The sequence below is a fragment of the Psychromonas sp. 14N.309.X.WAT.B.A12 genome, from assembly GCF_030397575.1.
Classification (GTDB): domain Bacteria; phylum Pseudomonadota; class Gammaproteobacteria; order Enterobacterales; family Psychromonadaceae; genus Psychromonas.
In genome coordinates this window covers 36,449-55,095 of the sequence record NZ_JAPNXS010000006.1, presented here as the reverse complement: position 1 = coordinate 55,095, position 18,647 = coordinate 36,449, and the positions used below count along the sequence as shown (strand labels likewise).

Annotated in this window: 11 protein-coding genes; 9 read left to right on the top strand and 2 right to left on the bottom strand. The window is 37.4% G+C overall.

Translation table 11 applies throughout. The annotated features are described in order from the left end of the window. The first annotated feature begins 223 nt into the window (after nucleotides 1-223). The 5 genes from ushA (at nucleotide 224) to OW492_RS09220 (ending at nucleotide 10,108) form a co-directional block, all read left to right on the top strand. On the top strand, nucleotides 224-1,873 hold the full coding sequence (gene ushA, locus OW492_RS09240) for a bifunctional UDP-sugar hydrolase/5'-nucleotidase UshA (protein ID WP_290039668.1): 1,650 nt from the start codon (nucleotides 224-226) through the stop codon (nucleotides 1,871-1,873). Between the two features lie 164 nt (nucleotides 1,874-2,037). Next, nucleotides 2,038-3,117 carry a porin gene (locus tag OW492_RS09235; RefSeq protein WP_290039667.1) on the top strand — a complete coding sequence of 360 codons (1,080 nt, stop codon included), beginning with the start codon at nucleotides 2,038-2,040 and terminating at the stop codon, nucleotides 3,115-3,117. Nucleotides 3,118-3,164: 47 nt separating this feature from the next. Continuing rightward, nucleotides 3,165-6,302, top strand: coding sequence for an ExeM/NucH family extracellular endonuclease (locus tag OW492_RS09230; RefSeq protein WP_290039666.1), 3,138 nt, complete (start codon nucleotides 3,165-3,167; stop codon nucleotides 6,300-6,302). 93 nt (nucleotides 6,303-6,395) lie between these two features. Continuing rightward, a complete protein-coding gene (locus tag OW492_RS17025) occupies nucleotides 6,396-8,372 on the top strand; it encodes an endonuclease (protein ID WP_354669229.1) in 1,977 nt (658 codons plus the stop codon). A gap of 677 nt (nucleotides 8,373-9,049) precedes the next feature. Beyond that, the gene (locus tag OW492_RS09220; protein ID WP_290039665.1) at nucleotides 9,050-10,108 is read left to right on the top strand and encodes a porin; all 1,059 of its coding nucleotides are present in this window, start codon (nucleotides 9,050-9,052) and stop codon (nucleotides 10,106-10,108) included. 103 nt (nucleotides 10,109-10,211) lie between these two features. Here OW492_RS09220 and OW492_RS09215 read toward each other — a convergent pair whose 3' ends face one another. Together OW492_RS09215 and OW492_RS09210 are read right to left on the bottom strand one after the other, a co-directional pair. Continuing rightward, nucleotides 10,212-11,792, bottom strand: coding sequence for a BCCT family transporter (locus tag OW492_RS09215; RefSeq protein WP_290039664.1), 1,581 nt, complete (start codon nucleotides 11,790-11,792; stop codon nucleotides 10,212-10,214). A 483-nt stretch (nucleotides 11,793-12,275) separates the two neighbouring features. Next, nucleotides 12,276-13,247: a polysaccharide lyase family 7 protein gene (locus OW492_RS09210; RefSeq protein WP_290039663.1), complete on the bottom strand. Its 972-nt coding sequence runs from the start codon at nucleotides 13,245-13,247 to the stop codon at nucleotides 12,276-12,278. Nucleotides 13,248-13,757: 510 nt separating this feature from the next. Between OW492_RS09210 and OW492_RS09205 the strand changes: the two genes are divergently transcribed. The 4 genes from OW492_RS09205 (at nucleotide 13,758) to OW492_RS09190 (ending at nucleotide 18,540) form a co-directional block, all read left to right on the top strand. Further along, on the top strand, nucleotides 13,758-14,714 hold the full coding sequence (locus tag OW492_RS09205) for a TRAP transporter substrate-binding protein (RefSeq protein ID WP_290039662.1): 957 nt from the start codon (nucleotides 13,758-13,760) through the stop codon (nucleotides 14,712-14,714). Between the two features lie 67 nt (nucleotides 14,715-14,781). Further along, a complete protein-coding gene (locus OW492_RS09200) occupies nucleotides 14,782-15,258 on the top strand; it encodes a TRAP transporter small permease (RefSeq protein WP_290039661.1) in 477 nt (158 codons plus the stop codon). A 20-nt stretch (nucleotides 15,259-15,278) separates the two neighbouring features. Then, complete coding sequence (locus tag OW492_RS09195) at nucleotides 15,279-16,586, top strand: TRAP transporter large permease (RefSeq protein WP_290039660.1); 1,308 nt, start codon at nucleotides 15,279-15,281, stop codon at nucleotides 16,584-16,586. Between the two features lie 289 nt (nucleotides 16,587-16,875). Continuing rightward, entirely contained in the window at nucleotides 16,876-18,540 is a 1,665-nt protein-coding gene (locus OW492_RS09190; RefSeq protein ID WP_290039659.1) for a methyl-accepting chemotaxis protein, read from the top strand. The last annotated feature ends 107 nt before the right edge of the window (nucleotides 18,541-18,647 follow it).

Below are 18,647 nucleotides of genomic sequence, written 5' to 3'. Positions count from 1 at the left end.
TTTAAACTTCCAGCCTTTTTATTACCCTTCTCTTTCACCAATTTGGGGCATTAAAGCACCAAAATTGGACTATTTTTGGATATCAATTAACCATAAGTTGTATTGATTTTGATCAATATTTGTTAGATGGTTTAAGTAGCGATTGGGTTCATGGAGCGGTAATAACCCATTTAATAAAACACCTATTGAGCAAATAGTTTACCGAGTTTAAAGGATTAAATTGATGGATAAGAAACAGATTAAATACTCAAGTTTAGCGTTGATCATGCTTGCTGGTAGCACTAGCTTACAAGCTGAAACTTCTATCCAACATGATTGGGTTGCGGACCAAGAATACAAACTCACCATATTACATACCAATGACAATCATGGCCATTTTTGGCAAAACAAATACGGTGAATATGGCATGCCGGCTAGGGCAACATTAATTAACTACATTCGTGCCGAAGTTGAGGCCGATGGTGGCTCAGTTTTATTGCTGTCTGGTGGTGATGTTAATACTGGTGTGCCTGAATCTGATCTGCTTGATGCTAAGCCTGATTTTATTGGTATGAATATGATTGGCTATGATGCAATGGCTGTAGGCAACCATGAGTTTGATAACCCTTTAGACGTTCTCGCTCAGCAAGCAGACTGGGCTAACTTCCCCTTTTTAGCCGCTAATATTTATAAAGATGGTAAGCGTATGTTTGATGCTTACAAAATTTTTGATAAGGCTGGTATTAAAATAGCCGTGATCGGTTTAACTACTCAAGATACGGTTAAAATTGGCAACCCAGAATTTATTAAGCAAGTTAAATTTACTGACCCTAAAGTAGAAGCTAAGCAAGTGATTGCTGAATTAAAAGCAAGTGAGAATCCTGATGTCATCATAGCAGCAACACACATGGGGCATTACCTTAATGGCGACAGTGGTGCGAATGCACCGGGAGATGTGCAATTAGCTCGTTACCTTGAACCTGGTGACCTTGATATGGTCGTTGGTGGACATTCTCAAGAGCCTGTTTGTATGGAGGGTAAAAACCAATATGCAAAATTTAGTGCAGGTGATGATTGTACGCCAGACCAACAAAATGGCACTTATATTGTGCAAGCTCATGAATGGGGGAAATATGTAGGACGTGCAGATTATACTTTTAAAAATGGCAATTTGACTTTGCAGTCATATAAATTGATTCCCGTTAACCTTAAACAAAAAGTGGTTGGTGAAGATGGTAAAAAAGTACGTGTTTTTGTAGAGCAAGAGATTACACAAGATGAAAAAGTACTTAACACCTTAAAACCATTCCAGGAACAAGGCCAAGAAGCCTTGAATATCGTTGTAGGTAGCAGCGATGGACTTTTACAGGGCGAGCGAAAAGTCGTGCGTAATAACCAAACTAACCTTGGGTACTTAATTGCAAGCTCACATAAGCAACGCGTACAAGCTGACTTTTCAGTCATGAATTCAGGTGGCATACGTGCTTCTATTGAAGCCGGTAATATTACTTATAAAGATATTTTAACTGTGCAACCTTTTGCTAATACTATTACTTATGTTGATATGAGTGGTGCTGAAGTAATGGAGTACTTAAAACAAGTTGCCACTAAACAGAAAGATTCTGGCGCTTATCCGCAATTTGCTGGTATTACTATGGACGTAAGCGATATGCAGGTTAGTCAGGTGATTATTTCAGGTAAACCAATACAACTTGATCAACAATATCGTTTCAGTGTCCCCTCATTTAATGCCGCGGGTGGAGATGGATACCCGAATATTACTCAGCATACTTCCTATGTAAATACCGGTTATGTAGATGCGGAAGTGTTGAAGGATTATATTCAGTCTCACTCTCCAATTAAGACTGCTGCCTATACACCTAAGTATCAATAATCACATACGATTCCCTAATCACTTATGAAATAAAAAGTAAATAATTTATCAGTTAAACAAAACTGTCATAAAGCCCTGTTACTTTCATGCGCTTTGTGACATCTGGCGCGTCTATTTTTATAAGGGTTCGTCATATATCAAAAACATTATATAAGGATGATGAAATGTTAAACAAAACAATGCTCAGCATTGCCGTCGCAACGGTATTAGCTAGCCCTATAACACATGGCGCGACTATCTATGAAAAAGATAATGGTGATAATTTACAAGTCTATGGTGAAGTGGGGGTAGGTGGACATATCGGTGCAGATTATGAGTACGGTGAATTTTATACTGATGATGAATCTTACATTGATGATAGCTTTGCGACCTTAGGGCTAAAAGGTGAATATGACGATGTTTATTATCGTTTAGAGCTGGATTATGAGCGTGAAAACTGGGAGTACGGATCAGGTGATATGGTTCTGGCAATCGATAAATTGTTTATTGGTTACAAGTTTTATAAGCAACATGCTATCGAAATTGGTTTAACCGATACGGCGTTAGACGATTACGATAAATTTGGCGACTTTACTTTTGATACCACTGTAGAAACTGGTGAAGGTGGTGACCAAGAGAATACCGTTAAATATGAAGGCATGATGTCTAACTTCAAGATGGGCCTATCTTATACTTACGATGGTAAAAGCTCTTCTGGCTCTGAATTAGGTGATGTGATCAATGGTTATGTTGGTTACTTTAGTGATTATGCAGATGTTGTCCTGGGTGCAGAAACACGTACCGGATCCGAAGGCATTTCTAAGTATGGTGAGCAAATGCTCTATACCTTAGGGCTACGCGCTTATTTAACAGATGATTTATCAATAGGCTTAAATGGTTTTATTGAGTATGAAGATATTGCACAAGATTCAACACTGGTCTCTATCAGCGATGACCTAGAAGAAACATACAGTTATAACGATTATCAAACCCTCGAGAATAAAGGTGCTTTAATTTCAGCACGCTACATTGCTAATGAAAAAGTAGAATTAACAGGTTCGTTTAACTATGAAGCCTATGAAGAGTGGGATATTTATAGCCCATACGGTGTTGCACCTGATGATGAATATTCATGGGGTAAAGAGCGTATTTGGGGCACATTAGGGTTTAATTTTAAACCTACAAAATCAGTGGTTTTTGCATTGGAAGCTAACTTTGGTGAAGCGGCTCAAGACGCTTATGCATATGGTCGTGTTTATTTCTAATTTGCGAAGCGCAGTTAATAATCAAAGAATAATTTAAGGATAAAGTGATGAGTAAAAATCTAAAAAGGACCACACTAGCCCTCGCTATTGGTGGTATTTTTGCAGCCAATGCTAACGCGGCGATAACCGATATTATTATTAGTGAGTATGTTGAAGGCTCTGGTGATAATAAAGCGATAGAATTAACTAATACAGGTACAAGCAGCTACACATTCACTAGTAATATTGAATTACAATATAGCTCTTACGATAACCAAGTTCGCACACCAGATGGTGACAATGTACTTGATGGTGTAACGATTGCTGGTGGTGCAACATTAGTCATTTATAATAGTGCTGCGGATGCAGATTTATCAGCCGCTATTGCGAGTTCCGCTTCGACTGTCATTGCGGCAAGTTATGACGAGCAATCTTATTATAGTTTAAGTTTTAATGGCGATGACCATGTTGCCATTATTGATACTGATACTAATACTACTTATGACACTATTGGTACTGATGGAACTTACTGGGGTAGTGGTCAAACCTTACGTCGTCGAGCTGGAGAGGGAGGTGCAACACCCGTTCAATCATCATCTTATTCTTCTTCTGATTGGGAAGACTTTGGGGAGGATGTATTTGATGATCTAGGTACTGCAACCTATTCAGATTATGTGGAAGTCGTTGCGTCTACGTGTTCTTTAGATACGCAAACCACCATTGCCGAAATTCAAGGTTCTGATTCAGCTTCTCCAATGATCACTAGTGGTTTTGAGTCAACTGAAAGTTATAATGTCACAGGTATTGTTACTGCCGTTACTACTTACCCTGAAAAAGGTTTCTACTTACAAGATATTGTTTCAGATGGTGATGAAATGACATCAGATGGTATTTTTGTCAGCACTGCAAATGCAAGTGATGACATGGTTGGTAATACTGTTTGTGTGACTAGTACCGTGACTGAATATTATACATTGACGCAGTTAGAGACTGATGAGTGGGATATCATCGATACCAGTACCTCAGTCCCTGCGGCAACTGATATTGAAATGATTGCTGATGATAACGGATCATTTAATGCCACTTTAGAGCGCTACGAAGGTATGTTGGTTAATTTACCTGAAGATATCGATATGACCACTAGTGGTAATCAAGATATGCGCGTCACTAAAACGTTTGGTTTTAACTACGACAGCTACCGTAATGATTTAATCTTGTCTTATCTACGTCCTAATATGAACCCTACACAAAATAATGTTGCGGGTAGTGATGAAGCATTTGCTGCAGAAGATGAAAATGATGATTATCGTTTAATTATAGAAAGTAGTGAAAGTGCCGATGATGGGGAAATCCCATATTACCCTAACTTTAATTCAAACCCTGAAGATAACTATATTCGTATTGATGATAGCGTGATCGGTATGGAAGGGGTAATTACTTATAGTTACGGTAACTTTAATATGGTTGTGACTAACGAGTTAGTGAGCAGCAACTTTACTCATAATACGGATAGAACATCGTCACCAGATCTCAGTACAACAACTGATGATGATAGCTTTGTGATCAAAGTAGGCACACAAAATTTACTTAATCTATTCAACTCACCATACGGTGGAGATAGCAATAGTTTTGGTGATAATCGTGGCGCTGATGATGAAGATGAGTACACCAAGCAGCTTGCTAAATTAGTTTCCGCTATTAAAGGTTTAGATGCTGATATTGTCGGTTTGATGGAAATTGAAAATAATGGCTTTGGTAGCGATAGTGCTATTCAAGCACTTGTTGATGCGATTAATGATGAATACTACGATGAAGATCCTAAAGATGTAGATAGTGATGTGTCAATCAGCAACCGTTATGTATTTGTTGGCTATGATTCAAATAACGACCTAGTGTTAGACGACTTAGATGCCTTAGGCTCTGATGCGATTAGCACAGGTTTATTATACCGCCCAACAAAAGTTAGCATTGAAAGCATGCAAGTTATTTCTATGCCTGAGCAGCATGCACCTGTCGTTGTTAATGACAGTAACGTTGTTGTAAAAGATAGCAGCGGTGAAGTGTTAGAGAGCGGTGATAACTACCAACGAGAAACAATAGCAGCAACGTTTAAAATTCCTAATACAGGCAAAACCTTAACTGTTGCAGTCAACCATTTTAAATCAAAAGGCTCAACATGTTGGGAAGATTGGGATGGTGTTGAGTTTGGCGACGAAAGCACGTGGAGTGATGATGCACCAGATGCTGATTTACAAGGATCTTGTGAAAATCTACGTGTTGCTGCAGCTGTTCAATTAGGTGAAGAACTTGAAGAAATTGGTGGTGACCTTGTTATTGTCGGAGATTTAAACTCTTACGGTAAAGAAGACCCAATCCTAGTATTAACAGAAAATACAACGGGTAAAGAGATCACAACTGCACGTGATACATTCATCGGGGATAAACCACAATTTAATGTAGATGGTTCGGCTGAAACTATCACTAAAACTTATGGTTATCTAAATGCAGTTGCATTAAAAGATGCAGAAAAAGATCAACAAAGCTGGAGTTATTCTTACGATGATGAAATTGGCTCGTTAGACCATATCTTAGTAAGTCCTTCATTAGAAACTCGTCTTATTGATGCCGTTGATTGGCATATCAATGCTGCAGAGTCTGCTTTGTACGATTATAACAGTGAATATAAAGGTGATGTACCAGATAACTTCTATGTCGATGATGAATACCGTTCATCTGACCATGACTCTGCAATTATCTCATTAAGCTATGAATATGGTGAGGTAGGTGAAGGCGAGCCAGTTTATCTAACAATCAGCAGTAGTTCAGTGACTGTGCCTTATGTGCTTGCTGAAGGTGCATTGGTCGGTGATGTTGTACAAATCGCTTTATCGTCTTCTGAAGATATGAGTGATGTTGTATTACCAAACATTACCATTACTGAGGATGATCAATCGTTAGTAGAAATCGAAGTTTATGGTATCGAAGCGGGGACTTATACAGCTAAGATGACACTAACACGTGATGCAGAAGTGCTTTCTGAATACACACAATCGATGACTTTTGAAGCGGCCTCTGAAGATTCAACTTCTGCAACAATTGCTCCAGCTGAGGAATACGATGGTTCTGGTGGTGGTTCGTTTGGATTGTACAGCTTATTGTCGCTTTTCGGTTTAGCATTCTTACGTCGCCAAAAAGCAAAAATCTAACAGGGATCATAATGATGCCAATACAGTGTCAATTAACACTTTGTTGGCATCGCTATAACGTTTACTTTTAAATGGTATTTTAAGAGAGATAAAATGGATAATAAATTAAAAGCAGCATTACTGTTATCATTGATGGGTGGGTTAACGGCTTGTGAAAGCAGCGATGACAACTCAACGATCACGAGTAATGACTATATTACAGCGATTCAAGAAAGTGAGTCGACTGAAGAAGCAACAGACATCGAAGACGAAAGCAGTACTGACGACAGCACAAGCGAAGATGCAAGTGATGATAGTACTACAACTAGCTTATTATTAAATGGTGATTTCGAAAGTTGGACAGAAGGTGTCCCCGATAGTTGGACAACCATTGAAGATGGGATCACTGTTGCACAAAGCACCGATGTATTTAATTCAGGTGAAAGTTCTGCAGAAATTACAGTTACAACAGCCACACAGGGGGACACAGATTTTCGTCAATCGTTTGATGTTGAAGCGGGAGTTACTTACACAGTAACCACATGGATTTATCATACGGAAGGCATGGTCAGTGCTCGTTTGTATGTGGATGGCTATCAAAACTATTCTGATGCAGATTTAGTTTATCAATGGCAAGAAATGACCTATAGCTATACTGCTGATGAAGATAAGAACATCGAAGTAGGCTTGCGTTTTTATGATCAAACTGGTTTTGATGAAGAAGAGATTGTTTATGTAGATAGTTTCTCGTTTATTACTGAAAGTGAAGACGATACAACAGAAGAAGCTACTGACGAAACATCAACAGAGGAAGTCGTAGAAGAAACTACGGAAGAAACAACGACTGAAGAGTACACAAGTGACGAGAGCGAGAGCACTTTATTACTCAACGGTGATTTTGAAAGCTGGACTGATGCTATACCTGATAACTGGACAACTATTGATACAGGTATCGTGGTTTCTCAGAATACAAGTACCTACTACGAAGGGACTTCTTCGGCACAAGTGTCTGTTAATACGGGAACTCAAGGCAGCACTGATTTTCGTCAAAGTATTGATGTGGTGGCGGGTTCTACATATACCTTTACTACTTGGATTTACCATACCGATGGTTTTGTAAAAGCAAGGTTGTTCCTTGGTGATTATGCCACTTATTCTGATAATGCAATTTTGAATGAATGGCAAGAGGTGACTGCTACTTATGAAGCTTCAGAGACTACAAGTATAGAAGTGGGAATGCGTTTTTACGACCAAACTGGATTCACCGATTCTGAGATCGTTTATATTGATGGTTTGTCAGTGACTACTGGTTCAAGCTCAGATACTTCTGTTTACTATGCGAGTGCTGAAGGTCTATCTGACCTTGAGTTAAAAACTGCGTTATATAACATCATTAAAGACCATACCACTAAAACTTACAGTAATATTTGGGATTTCATGGGGACGAATTCATTAGATAGCTACTATGAAAATGATGGTACTATTTTAGATATGTATTCTGAAAATGTATCGACATCAGATAGTTATAACTATACGCCTGTTACTGATCAGTGTGGTAATTATATTGATGAAGGGAGCTGTTATAATCGTGAGCATTCATTTCCAAAGAGTTGGTTTGACGACGAATATCCAATGTATACAGATATTCACCATATCTATGCCACTGATGGTTATGTGAATGGTCAACGTAGTAGTTACCCATACGGTGTAGTTGGAACAAGTACATATGTTTCAGATAATGGCAGCAAAGTAGGCTCTGCTAGCAGCGACTTAGGATATTCTGGTACGGTATTTGAACCAATTGATGAATTTAAAGGTGATTTTGCACGTGCTTATTTCTATATGGCAACACGATATGAAGATATTATTTCTACTTGGGAAGCTAATTCTGACAATGCAGCTGCAGTTTTAGATAGTAGTTCTGATTATGTATATGAGGAATGGGTAATAACACTGCTTAAAGAGTGGCACGAAAGTGACCCAGTAAGTCAAAAAGAGCTTGATAGAAATGAAGCGGCTTATGAGTTTCAGGGTAATAGAAACCCATTTATTGATCACCCTGAATACGTCAGTGAAATATGGGCTGATTAAGCAATTAATAAAATCGTTGTAAGTCAATTAACTTACTCTATTTCCACTTCCCAAAGGCCTGTATTGTACAGGCCTTTTTATTATTCTTTTACTGCATTCATCTCCATAGCCTATTAAGTAACTTACTGCAGTTTTTATGAGCTGTGCCGTTTATAATCTATTTCACACATCAGCCTATCTCAATAAAATAACTTATCTCATCACGCTTAAAATTTAATCAAGTGATTGATTGTTAAGCTTAAAAGTTAAAGTTCCATAAATATTAGTCATTATTAAATCATTTATTTGGAAAGTTTTAAATATCAACTTATTATGCAAAAAGTATGCGATTTATATCTATTTTGTATGCATTTATTGTTGCTTTATAGACCCGCTTTAAGTCTATTAAGTGATCTCAAGCGTGTAGTATCAATCACATCAATAAGGGATCTATTTTTCTGGTTAAACGACTTATTTTCATGTTTTGTCGTTAAGGGAAGAACCATAATAGGGACAACCTTTTATTATTTCCTCTAACAGTTATGCCTTACCATTAATCTTCATAGGTATTCATTTACGGGGTAAGTTAAGTTCTTTGTTTAACCCAAATCTAGTTCAGCTGCTTGTTGTGCTTGATATCAATTATTATAAAAAGAGATGCACGTGGTATTTAAAACATTAAATTAAGGAACTTTTCAATGTTCAAAAAATCGATTCTTTGTATGTCGATAGCAACCGTATTAACTCATTCTGTTGCGCAAGCTGCCACTATTTACGAGAAAGAAAATGGCGATTACTTAAAGGTATATGGTGAAGTTGGTGTAGGTGGTCATTTTGGGGCTGATTATGAATATGGGGAATTTTATACGGACGAACAATCATATATTGATGATAGTTTTGCCACATTAGGATTAAAAGGTGAAACCGAAGGGATTTATTACCGTTTAGAGCTTGATTACCAACGTGAAAACTGGGAATACGGTTCGGGTGATATGGAACTGGATGTAGATAAACTATTCTTAGGTTATAAGTTTTACAAGCAGCATGCTATTGAGGTTGGTTTAACCGATACCGCATTAGATGATTACGATAAGTATGGTGACTTTACCTTTGATACGACAGTAGAAACTGGTGAAGCGGGTGACCAAGACAATACGATTAAATACGAAGGTGTGGCTGACGCGTTTAGAATGGGTATCTCTTATACCTATCAGGGCGAGAGCTCATCAGGTTCTGAGCAAGGTGATATTATTAATGGTTATGTTGGTTACTTCAGTGACGTTGCTGATGTGGTGATTGGCGCAGAAACACGTAGAGGATCTGACGGTGCTTCAAAATACGGCGAGCAAAACTTGTTTACTTTAGGTTTACGCGCGTATGTATTAGAAGACTTAGCGATTGGTGTAAATGGTTTTATTGAGAATGAAGATATCTCACAAAACAATACAACAGACACTGATGGCGATACAATTTACAACGATTACCACACACTAAAAAATAAAGGTGGTTTAGTCTCTGCACGCTTTAATGCAACAGATAAAATTGAACTGACAAGCTCAATTAACTATGAAGAATATGAAGCCTGGGATAGCAGCAGTGCTTACGGTGATGGAGTTGATTATTCTTGGGGTAAAGAACGTATTTGGGGAACTGTTGGCATCAACTTTAAACCTAGTCGACCAATTATTTTAGCCATAGAGTTAAACGTAGGTGAAGCTGCTCAAGATGCTTATGCTTACGGACGTGTTTATTTTTAATTGTTAACCAGCACAGAGGTTAGTTAATAAATGCAGTTATAAGTAATAAAAAAGCTATCAAACTGAGTTTGATAGCTTTTTGTGTTTTAGGTGTGGATATCACTTATTTGTATAGAGTACGTTCAGTATTTAAGCCTTTAATCAAACTTACGCACATAATAAGCAATACAAAGGTGAAAGGTAGTGCTGTGGCGACTACACCTGACTGTAAAGCTTGTAATGCTTCTTTACCACCAATCCATAACATTACCGCTGCAATAGCACCTTCTGTTGTTGCCCAAAAAATACGTTGTGGCACAGGGGCATCAATTTTTCCGCCTGCCGTAATACTATCTATTACCAGTGAGCCCGAATCAGAAGAGGTCACAAAAAAGATCAATATTAATACAATCGATAAAACTGAAATAACATTTCCAAAAGGAAGTTGATCATAAACATGGAACAAAGTTAACGAGATATCTGTTAAGCCATTAGTACCTAGTTCACCTACTTTATTAACCACTTGATCTAATGCAATACCACCAAATACGCCCATCCAAATGATGGTTAATAGTGTCGGCACAAAAATCACACAAAAAAGGAATTGACGGACGGTACGGCCTTTAGAGACGCGAGCAATGAACATACCAACAAATGGTGACCATGAAATCCACCATGCCCAATAGAATACAGTCCAGCCATGCATCCAAACTTCATCTTCACGGCCATGGGGATTACTTAATGGGATAATATTGTTTAAATAAGCCATTAATGTTTCTGGAATAGAGATAATAACGACATCAAAGCTCACCGCGGTCACAAATACCAGTAATGCAAAGGCAAAAAACATATTGATATTACTGAGTAGCTTTACACCTCCCTCTATACCACGAATAATAGATAAAATAGCAATGAAAGTAACAAAGGCAATCACAGCGAACTGCATACCAATACCGCCGTCAGTTCCAAATACATGATTGATACCACTGGTTGCTTGTTGTGCTCCTAACCCTAATGAGGTCGCTAGACCAAATAAAGTGGCTAATACCGCTAAAATATCGATGATATGACCTAACCAACCCCAAGCTCTATCACCAAATATCGGATAGAAAACCGAGCGAATCGATAGAGGTAAACCTTTGTTATAGGCGAAAAAGGCTAGTGCCAAGGCTACGATTGCATAGATAGCCCAACCGTGAATGCCCCAGTGAAAAATAGTAGTGCCCATAGCTAATGCTTTTGCCTCTGGTGTATATGGCTCAACATTAAAAGGGGTTCCCCACCAATCGGTGAAATAGGCTGTTGGTTCTGCAACTCCCCAAAACAGTAATCCAATACCCATTCCTGCAGCAAATAACATCGCTAGCCAAGAGCCTGTTGTGTATTCTGCCTTGGCTTCTTTTCCACCAATACGAATTTTACCTAATGGACTAAGCATTAAAATGATAGCAAACACCAAAAAGAAGTTAGTTGACCACATAAATAGCAAATCAAAATCTTTCATGATGCCATTTTTAAGGTCATTTAATACTGCTTTCGCTGTTGCTGGTTCAACCATTAATGTCATAGTAATGAATAACAATATCAGGCCTGCACTTATTCCAAATACTGGGTTATGTATATCAAATCCCCATTTTTGAAGGTTATCTTGACCCACCTGGTAGTCGGTTGTCTCAATACTGTATTTATTTTGTTGATTATCCATAATATTTCTAATGTCTGCCCTTAAAGCGATGATTGATTATAAAAAGAGAGGTAAGGAGTTATAAATGAAAATTTAATAAAACTAATTTACTAACGCTAAATTAATATTAACAAAATGAAATCTTTTATCATCTTTTATTACTAATTCGTTCTCATACGGAAAATACACCAAATTGGATTTTTGATTATCATACCAATCACATTCATTAACATTTTTTCGTTCATTCTCAGGCCGAAGATTAACGTAGTTAATTTTTGATAGGTTCAACTTACACCTTAAATTAAGTCATGTTTCATACGCAAAATCAGCGCACTTATTTAATGTCATTGATATTATTAGCTTTGCTAAAATATTAGATAAATTTCAAGTGGGTAGGGTAAATATAAGAGTCAATATATTGTGAAAGGAGAGGGCACGACTGAGAAGTAGAAAAAAGGCTGGAAAACCAGCCTTACTTATTTTGCAACGAACACTAATTAGACATTAGTGTGTAACTTTTAAATCGTAGAAGGTTGCTTGAACATAGTCTTTAGCATTACCGGTTTTGTTTTGGTTGTAGACACCTGCTTTAAAGTACATATATTGCCCGCCTACATCATAGCGACTTTCAGACATATCAACATGTTTAGTGATATCTGCTTTACCTGGACGCATCACTGTTACTGCTAAATCATGTCCAGTGACCCTGATACGGTAGCTGAATTTCTCGCCTAATTTGATACCATCTTCTGGCTCTGCTGGCATTGTATCCTGATTCCAGTAGTTTGGTAATGAGTTACCTATGATATCTACCCATTGCTCTTCTGCTTCACTGTTTGGTTCGTGTGCAAAGTAGATTGACCCTTTTTCATGTTGTGGTAATTTGCGGTAATACAAACGAATTGGTTCATCGTCATTGGCATGAATTTGGCCTATGATCACTCGTCCTTGTTGCCAGTTAACACCTGTAGTTGTGACGTGATTAACTGCTAGTGTTGCTTCCAATGTACCGTCCACTCCACCGGCATTTTTTAGATCTGCAGCTGGAGCTGTAGAAAATACCCAGTTATTACCACCCACGCCTTTTGTACTGTATGAAGTATTGCCTCGACGTATCATTTCACGTAATTCTGAACGGGTATATTTAGTGTTTTTAGAGGTTTTAGCTCCTTTAACGGGGGACTTAAAGACCATACCTCCGTCATCGGCTAGATAAAAATATTCTGGATCAGAATAACCTGCGGCTAACGCTTTCTCTTTAATTTGGTCAGATTTACCATTGCCATCAGAGTCAACCGGTACACTGATAGTCCAACCTAATAGGTCAAATTGACTTGCAGGAGACCCTACTGTAGCGAGTATTTTTGTGTCCTTGTCTGCCGTATTTGCACAACCAAGTAATGCAAATGAACAAGCTATTGCAGCTATTTTATAGCTATTTTTAACGACAGTATTAGGAGTTTTTTTAATTAACATGTGAATGCCTATTTTAATAATTGATTGGGTTCAACAGTTAGAAGCACTAATAATATGGTTTGGTTGCTAACCTTTAGAGGAGGAGTAAATTCGTTCGAGATATTATCCATTAACATTATGTGATTAGCTTTATTATCTAATAATGTTCTAACTATGTTTATATTGTCATACATATAGGAAGTGTTTCGTTACTTATCTCTCTAAATTGAGATTTATTTAAAATACTCATCTATTTATTTAATTCTTGAATTAATGGCTATTCTAAGTAATTGAATTTGTAGTTTTAATTAAATTTCAGTGTGTTACATAACACTTTTGATTTTATTTATACTATTAAGTAATTTGTGGTGACAAAGATCTGATTTTTATATAAGTAAAAGTGAGCAATGTCATAGGAATATATTTTATTATTGTAATACTTAATGTTGTTTGTAATATCTGCGTTGTTTGTCATTGATGCATTAATGATGTTCACAAAATATTGCCACTTTAAATAAGGAAATGAAGACAATGAAAAAGATACTGCTACCTTTACTTACTACCTTACTTCTTAGTCCAAGTGTTTATGCAAAAACATTAAATTTGGGTCATGCCATGTCATTAGAAAGTGCTGCACATAAAGGCATGATGATCATGGCTGAAAAAGTAAAAGAAAAATCGGATGGTGAATTAACTATTCGTATATTTCCGAATGCGCAACTAGGTTCAGAGCGTGACCAAGCTGAACAGGTAGTAACTGGTGCAATTGATATGGCTAAAATTAATGGTGGTTTAGCAGAGTCTTTTGAACCAACGTTTAAAGTGAATGCATTACCCTTCTTATTTCGCGATGTGCCGCACATGAGAAAATTCATGAAAAGTGATGTTGCTGAAGAGATGCTGATGTCGAGTAAAGGCAAAGGCTTTATCGGATTGACATTTTATGATTCAGGCACGCGTAGTTTTTATGCAAAAAAAGCAATTAACTCTCCAGCTGATCTTGCCGGCATGAAAATTCGTGTTCCAGGGTCACCAACTATGATTGAAATGGTTAACTTATTAGGTGGTAAAGCAACACCTGTTCCATTTACTGAAGTTTACACGGCACTACAACAAGGTGTCATCGATGGCGCTGAAAACAATATTTCTAGTTTAGTTGAAATGAAGCACAGTGAAGTTGCTAAGTTTTACTCGATGGATCAACATTTAATGACACCTGATGTGATTATTATTTCTGAAAACGCATTTAACTCACTAACTCCAGAAGAGCAAAAAATATTAAAAGAAGCGGCTGCAGAATCGCTTGAAGAGCAAATCAAAATCTGGGATGCAACTGATGAGATGAATAAAGCGAAGGGAATTAAAGCAGGCGTGACATTTGTAGAAGTGGATAAAGCCCCATTCCGCGCAGCAGTTAAACCTATGATTGATGAAGCTAAGAAAGATCCTAAATTAGCTACATTTATTGAAAAAATTGAAGCGCTTTAAATAAGTAACAGTAACACTATCATTTTGCTCTGGCTTTGCTAGAGCAAAATTTTTGAGGTATGTAGACATGTTAACAACGTTAAGAAACCTATTGGATAGGATCATTCTTGGTATTTCCTCCTTTGCATTGATGCTGTTGGTGGTAACGGTAACTTGGCAAGTTTTTAGTCGTTATGTTCTAAATGATCCGAGTAATTGGACTGATGAGCTTTCTCGTTACATTATGGTGTGGCTTGGTTTATTAGGAGGAAGTTATTTATTTGGAGCAAAAGGGCACTTAGCGATTACGTTGCTTGATAATTACCTCAAAGGTAAAGCACATATAGCATTGCAATTATTGATTAATGCGATCTGTTTTTCATTTGTATCCTTAGCTATGTTAAAAGGTGGCTTAGCATTGATGGAAAGAACAACACAGCAATTATCACCCGCGTTACAACTCCCGATGTCTACTGTTTATTCGATATTACCCATTTCGGCAGTCATTATTCTCATTTATTTAGCTTTAAATACCTTAGATTTATTTAAAAACAAAGCAGTATAAAATTTAAAAGGACTTATATTATGGACTTGTCCATTGGTGTTTGGTTGTTATGCCTCTTTTTATTCATGATTGCGATAAGCGTTCCGATTGCGGTGGCAATTGCAATGTCGTCATTAACCATCATGTATTTTATTTTACCCTTTGATGTGGCAAGTATAACAGCAGGCCAAAAAATCATTACGGGTATTGATAGTTTCAGTTTGTTAGCAATTCCATTCTTTATTTTAGCCGGCAACATAATGAATGTCGGAGGTATTGCTGGGCGATTAATTAACTTAGCCAAGCTTATGGTAGGTTGGATCCCTGGTTCTTTACTACATGTAAATATTTTTGCCAACATGATGTTTGGTGCGGTTTCTGGATCTGCAGTAGCAGCAGCGGCAGCCGTGGGTAAAACATTAGGCCCTGAATTAGAGAAAGAAGGCTACGATAAAAATTTAGCAACAGCCGTAAATGTTGCCTCTTGTCCTGCTGGATTATTGATTCCACCAAGTAACTCTTTAATTGTATTTTCAGTCGTATCTGGTGGAACCTCAGTTGCTGCATTATTTATTGCAGGTTATGTCCCAGGTATTTTGATGGGATTAAGTTGTATGGTTGTTGCTTATTTCATTGCTAAGAAGAAAGGCTACAAAACCAGTGCTAATGATGGTTTTACGGTACGGGATGTACTACGTATTATTTGGGAAGCTGTGCCCAGTTTAGGGCTTATTTTTGTAGTTATTGGTGGCATTATTGGCGGTGTATTTACGGCTACGGAAGGGGCATGTATAGCGGTTCTTTATTCCTTTGGTTTGTCACTCTGCTATCGAACACTGAAGTGGTGTCATTTCTCCAAAATTTGCAATGAAACAACGCAAATTACTGGCATTATGTTATTCCTGATTGGTGCTTCAACCATTATGTCATGGGCAATGGCTTTCACAGGTTTGCCAACTATGATCAGTGATTGGATGCTATCTATTTCTGACAACCCGATCATCATATTTATTTTAATGAATATTATCTTACTCATTATTGGTATGTTCATGGATTTAACGCCTGCAGTTTTAATCTTTACACCGATCTTTATGCCGATTGCAACCACGCTTGGTATGGATCCGATTCATTTTGCAATGATGATTATTTTTAACCTATGTATTGGTATTGCAACACCGCCGGTCGGTACAGCACTGTTTGTTGGGTGTAGTGTCAGTGGTACTAAAATAGAAAATGTAATAAGAAGCATTATGCCGTTTTGTGCAGTATTGATTGTAACCTTATTATTAATTACGTTTATTCCTGAAATCAGTTTATTCCTACCAAGATTTTTTGGTTTAATTAACTAGCCAAGTCAGATATTACTGAATGTTTACAGCCAACTTTAATAGTTGGCTTTTTTATTGCTTATTTCTTTTCGACGATCGATTAATGACGCTTTATTTCCGCTATTTAATCACTCTATGTACTTTTTTAATCCGATAGGCTAATTACTTAAAGTGATACATCACAGTTTTCTGACATTTTATAAAAAGTTCGCAACTAAGATGAGACGTATTTGGAATTTGCCAATATACTCACTAAAACTAACTATCTTTAGGTATTTTATTAACCCTTAATAAAAGGGATGGAATCTACATGAATAAACTAACTATGCTTCAAAAATTACTACTTTTAACCTTAATTCCGCTGATTAGTATATTAGCGTTATTATCGTTCATTTCTTTTTCTTTAGAAAAGAAAGGATTAGAGGATAATATTGCTGAGTTCCGCAGTGCGTTAATTAAAGAGAGAGAGCAGCAACTCAGGGAAATTACGGAAGTGGCATCTAATGTCGTGTCGCATCAGTTATCTTTGCCTAACCAAGGTAATGTTAACGCTGCTTTACGTAATCTTCGTTTTGGCAACGCTGGTTACTTTTATATTTACGATACTAAGGGTGTCAATATTTTCCACGCAATTAAACCGGATCTAGAAGGTAAAAATCTGATTGATTTAACGGATACTAAAGGCAATAAGTTGATTGTGGGTCTGTTAAATGCAGCACAAAAAGGTAATGGGGTTTATTCATTTTATTTCCAAAAACCAGGATCTCAGGAGCAGTTTGAAAAATTAGGTTTTGCCGCAATGGTACCCAATACTAATTGGATGATTGGTACCGGTGCTTATATTGATGATATCCAAACCGTTATTAATGCTTATACAGCCACTACGACTGAGAGATTAAAAGGTAAGCTCTGGTTGACCTTATATATTTCTATCGCATTAATTGTATTAACGGTTGTGATTGTTGTATTTGCTGCCTCTCGAATGGTTAAACCAATTAAAGGCATGGCTGATAACCTTAATGATATTGCACAAGGTGAAGGGGACTTAACTTTACGTCTTGAGATTAATGGCCAAGATGAGATTGCACAATTAGGACGATCTTTTAACTTATTCGTGGATAAATTACGTAATACCATCACTGATATTAATACTGCCACCATAGGTATCAATCAGGCTGGTCGAGATATGAATGCGCAAAGTACAGAAATTGCATCACAGTTACAGCATCACAACAATGAAACTGACCAAGTTGTTTCAGCGATCACAGAGATGTCTTCAACGGCAAACGAGGTAGCGAATAATACCAATCAAGTTGCGGAAGCAACGCAAGCGGTAACATTAGATGTGATAAATGCACAAGAGTGCGTTGAAACTTCATTAGCAGAAGTGACTGCCTTAGTGGAAGAAATAAACGGTGCAGCAATGAGTGTCAGTGCATTAAGCGATCAATCACAAAAAATTAATCAAGTATTAAGTGTTATTGGCGCAATTGCTGAACAAACCAACTTGTTAGCATTGAATGCGGCCATTGAAGCTGCTCGCGCAGGTGAACAAGGTCGAGGGTTTGCGGTTGTTGCCGATGAAGTACGTAGTCTGGCAAGTCGTACTCAACAAAGTACATTAGAGATTAATGAAATGCTTGATGAGTTACATCGGTTAGTGAAAGTGTCAGTTAATGCTATGTCCTTAAGTCAAGAGCGCAGTACGCGCACTGTTGATTCATCTCGTACTATTTCTGAAAGCTTAGTGTCAGTGACAAACTCTATTACTTCTATTAATGATATGAGTACACAAATTGCAACAGCGACCACTGAACAAAGCTCGGTAACGGAAGAGATTAATCGTAATGTTTATGAAATCCAAAACATTGTGAATAGTTTAACATCGAGCAGTGTTGAAGCGGAAAAAATTGCCAGTGATGTATTGTCGGAAGGTGGGAAATTAGAAAAACTCGTCGGTCAATTTAAAATTTAAGTTTATTAAACCCTCACCCTTACTCAAGTGATCTAATTAGAAACAATATGTTAGGTCACTTGTTTATCCCAAACACTGTCATTAAAATGGTTTGATTGTGCCAATTA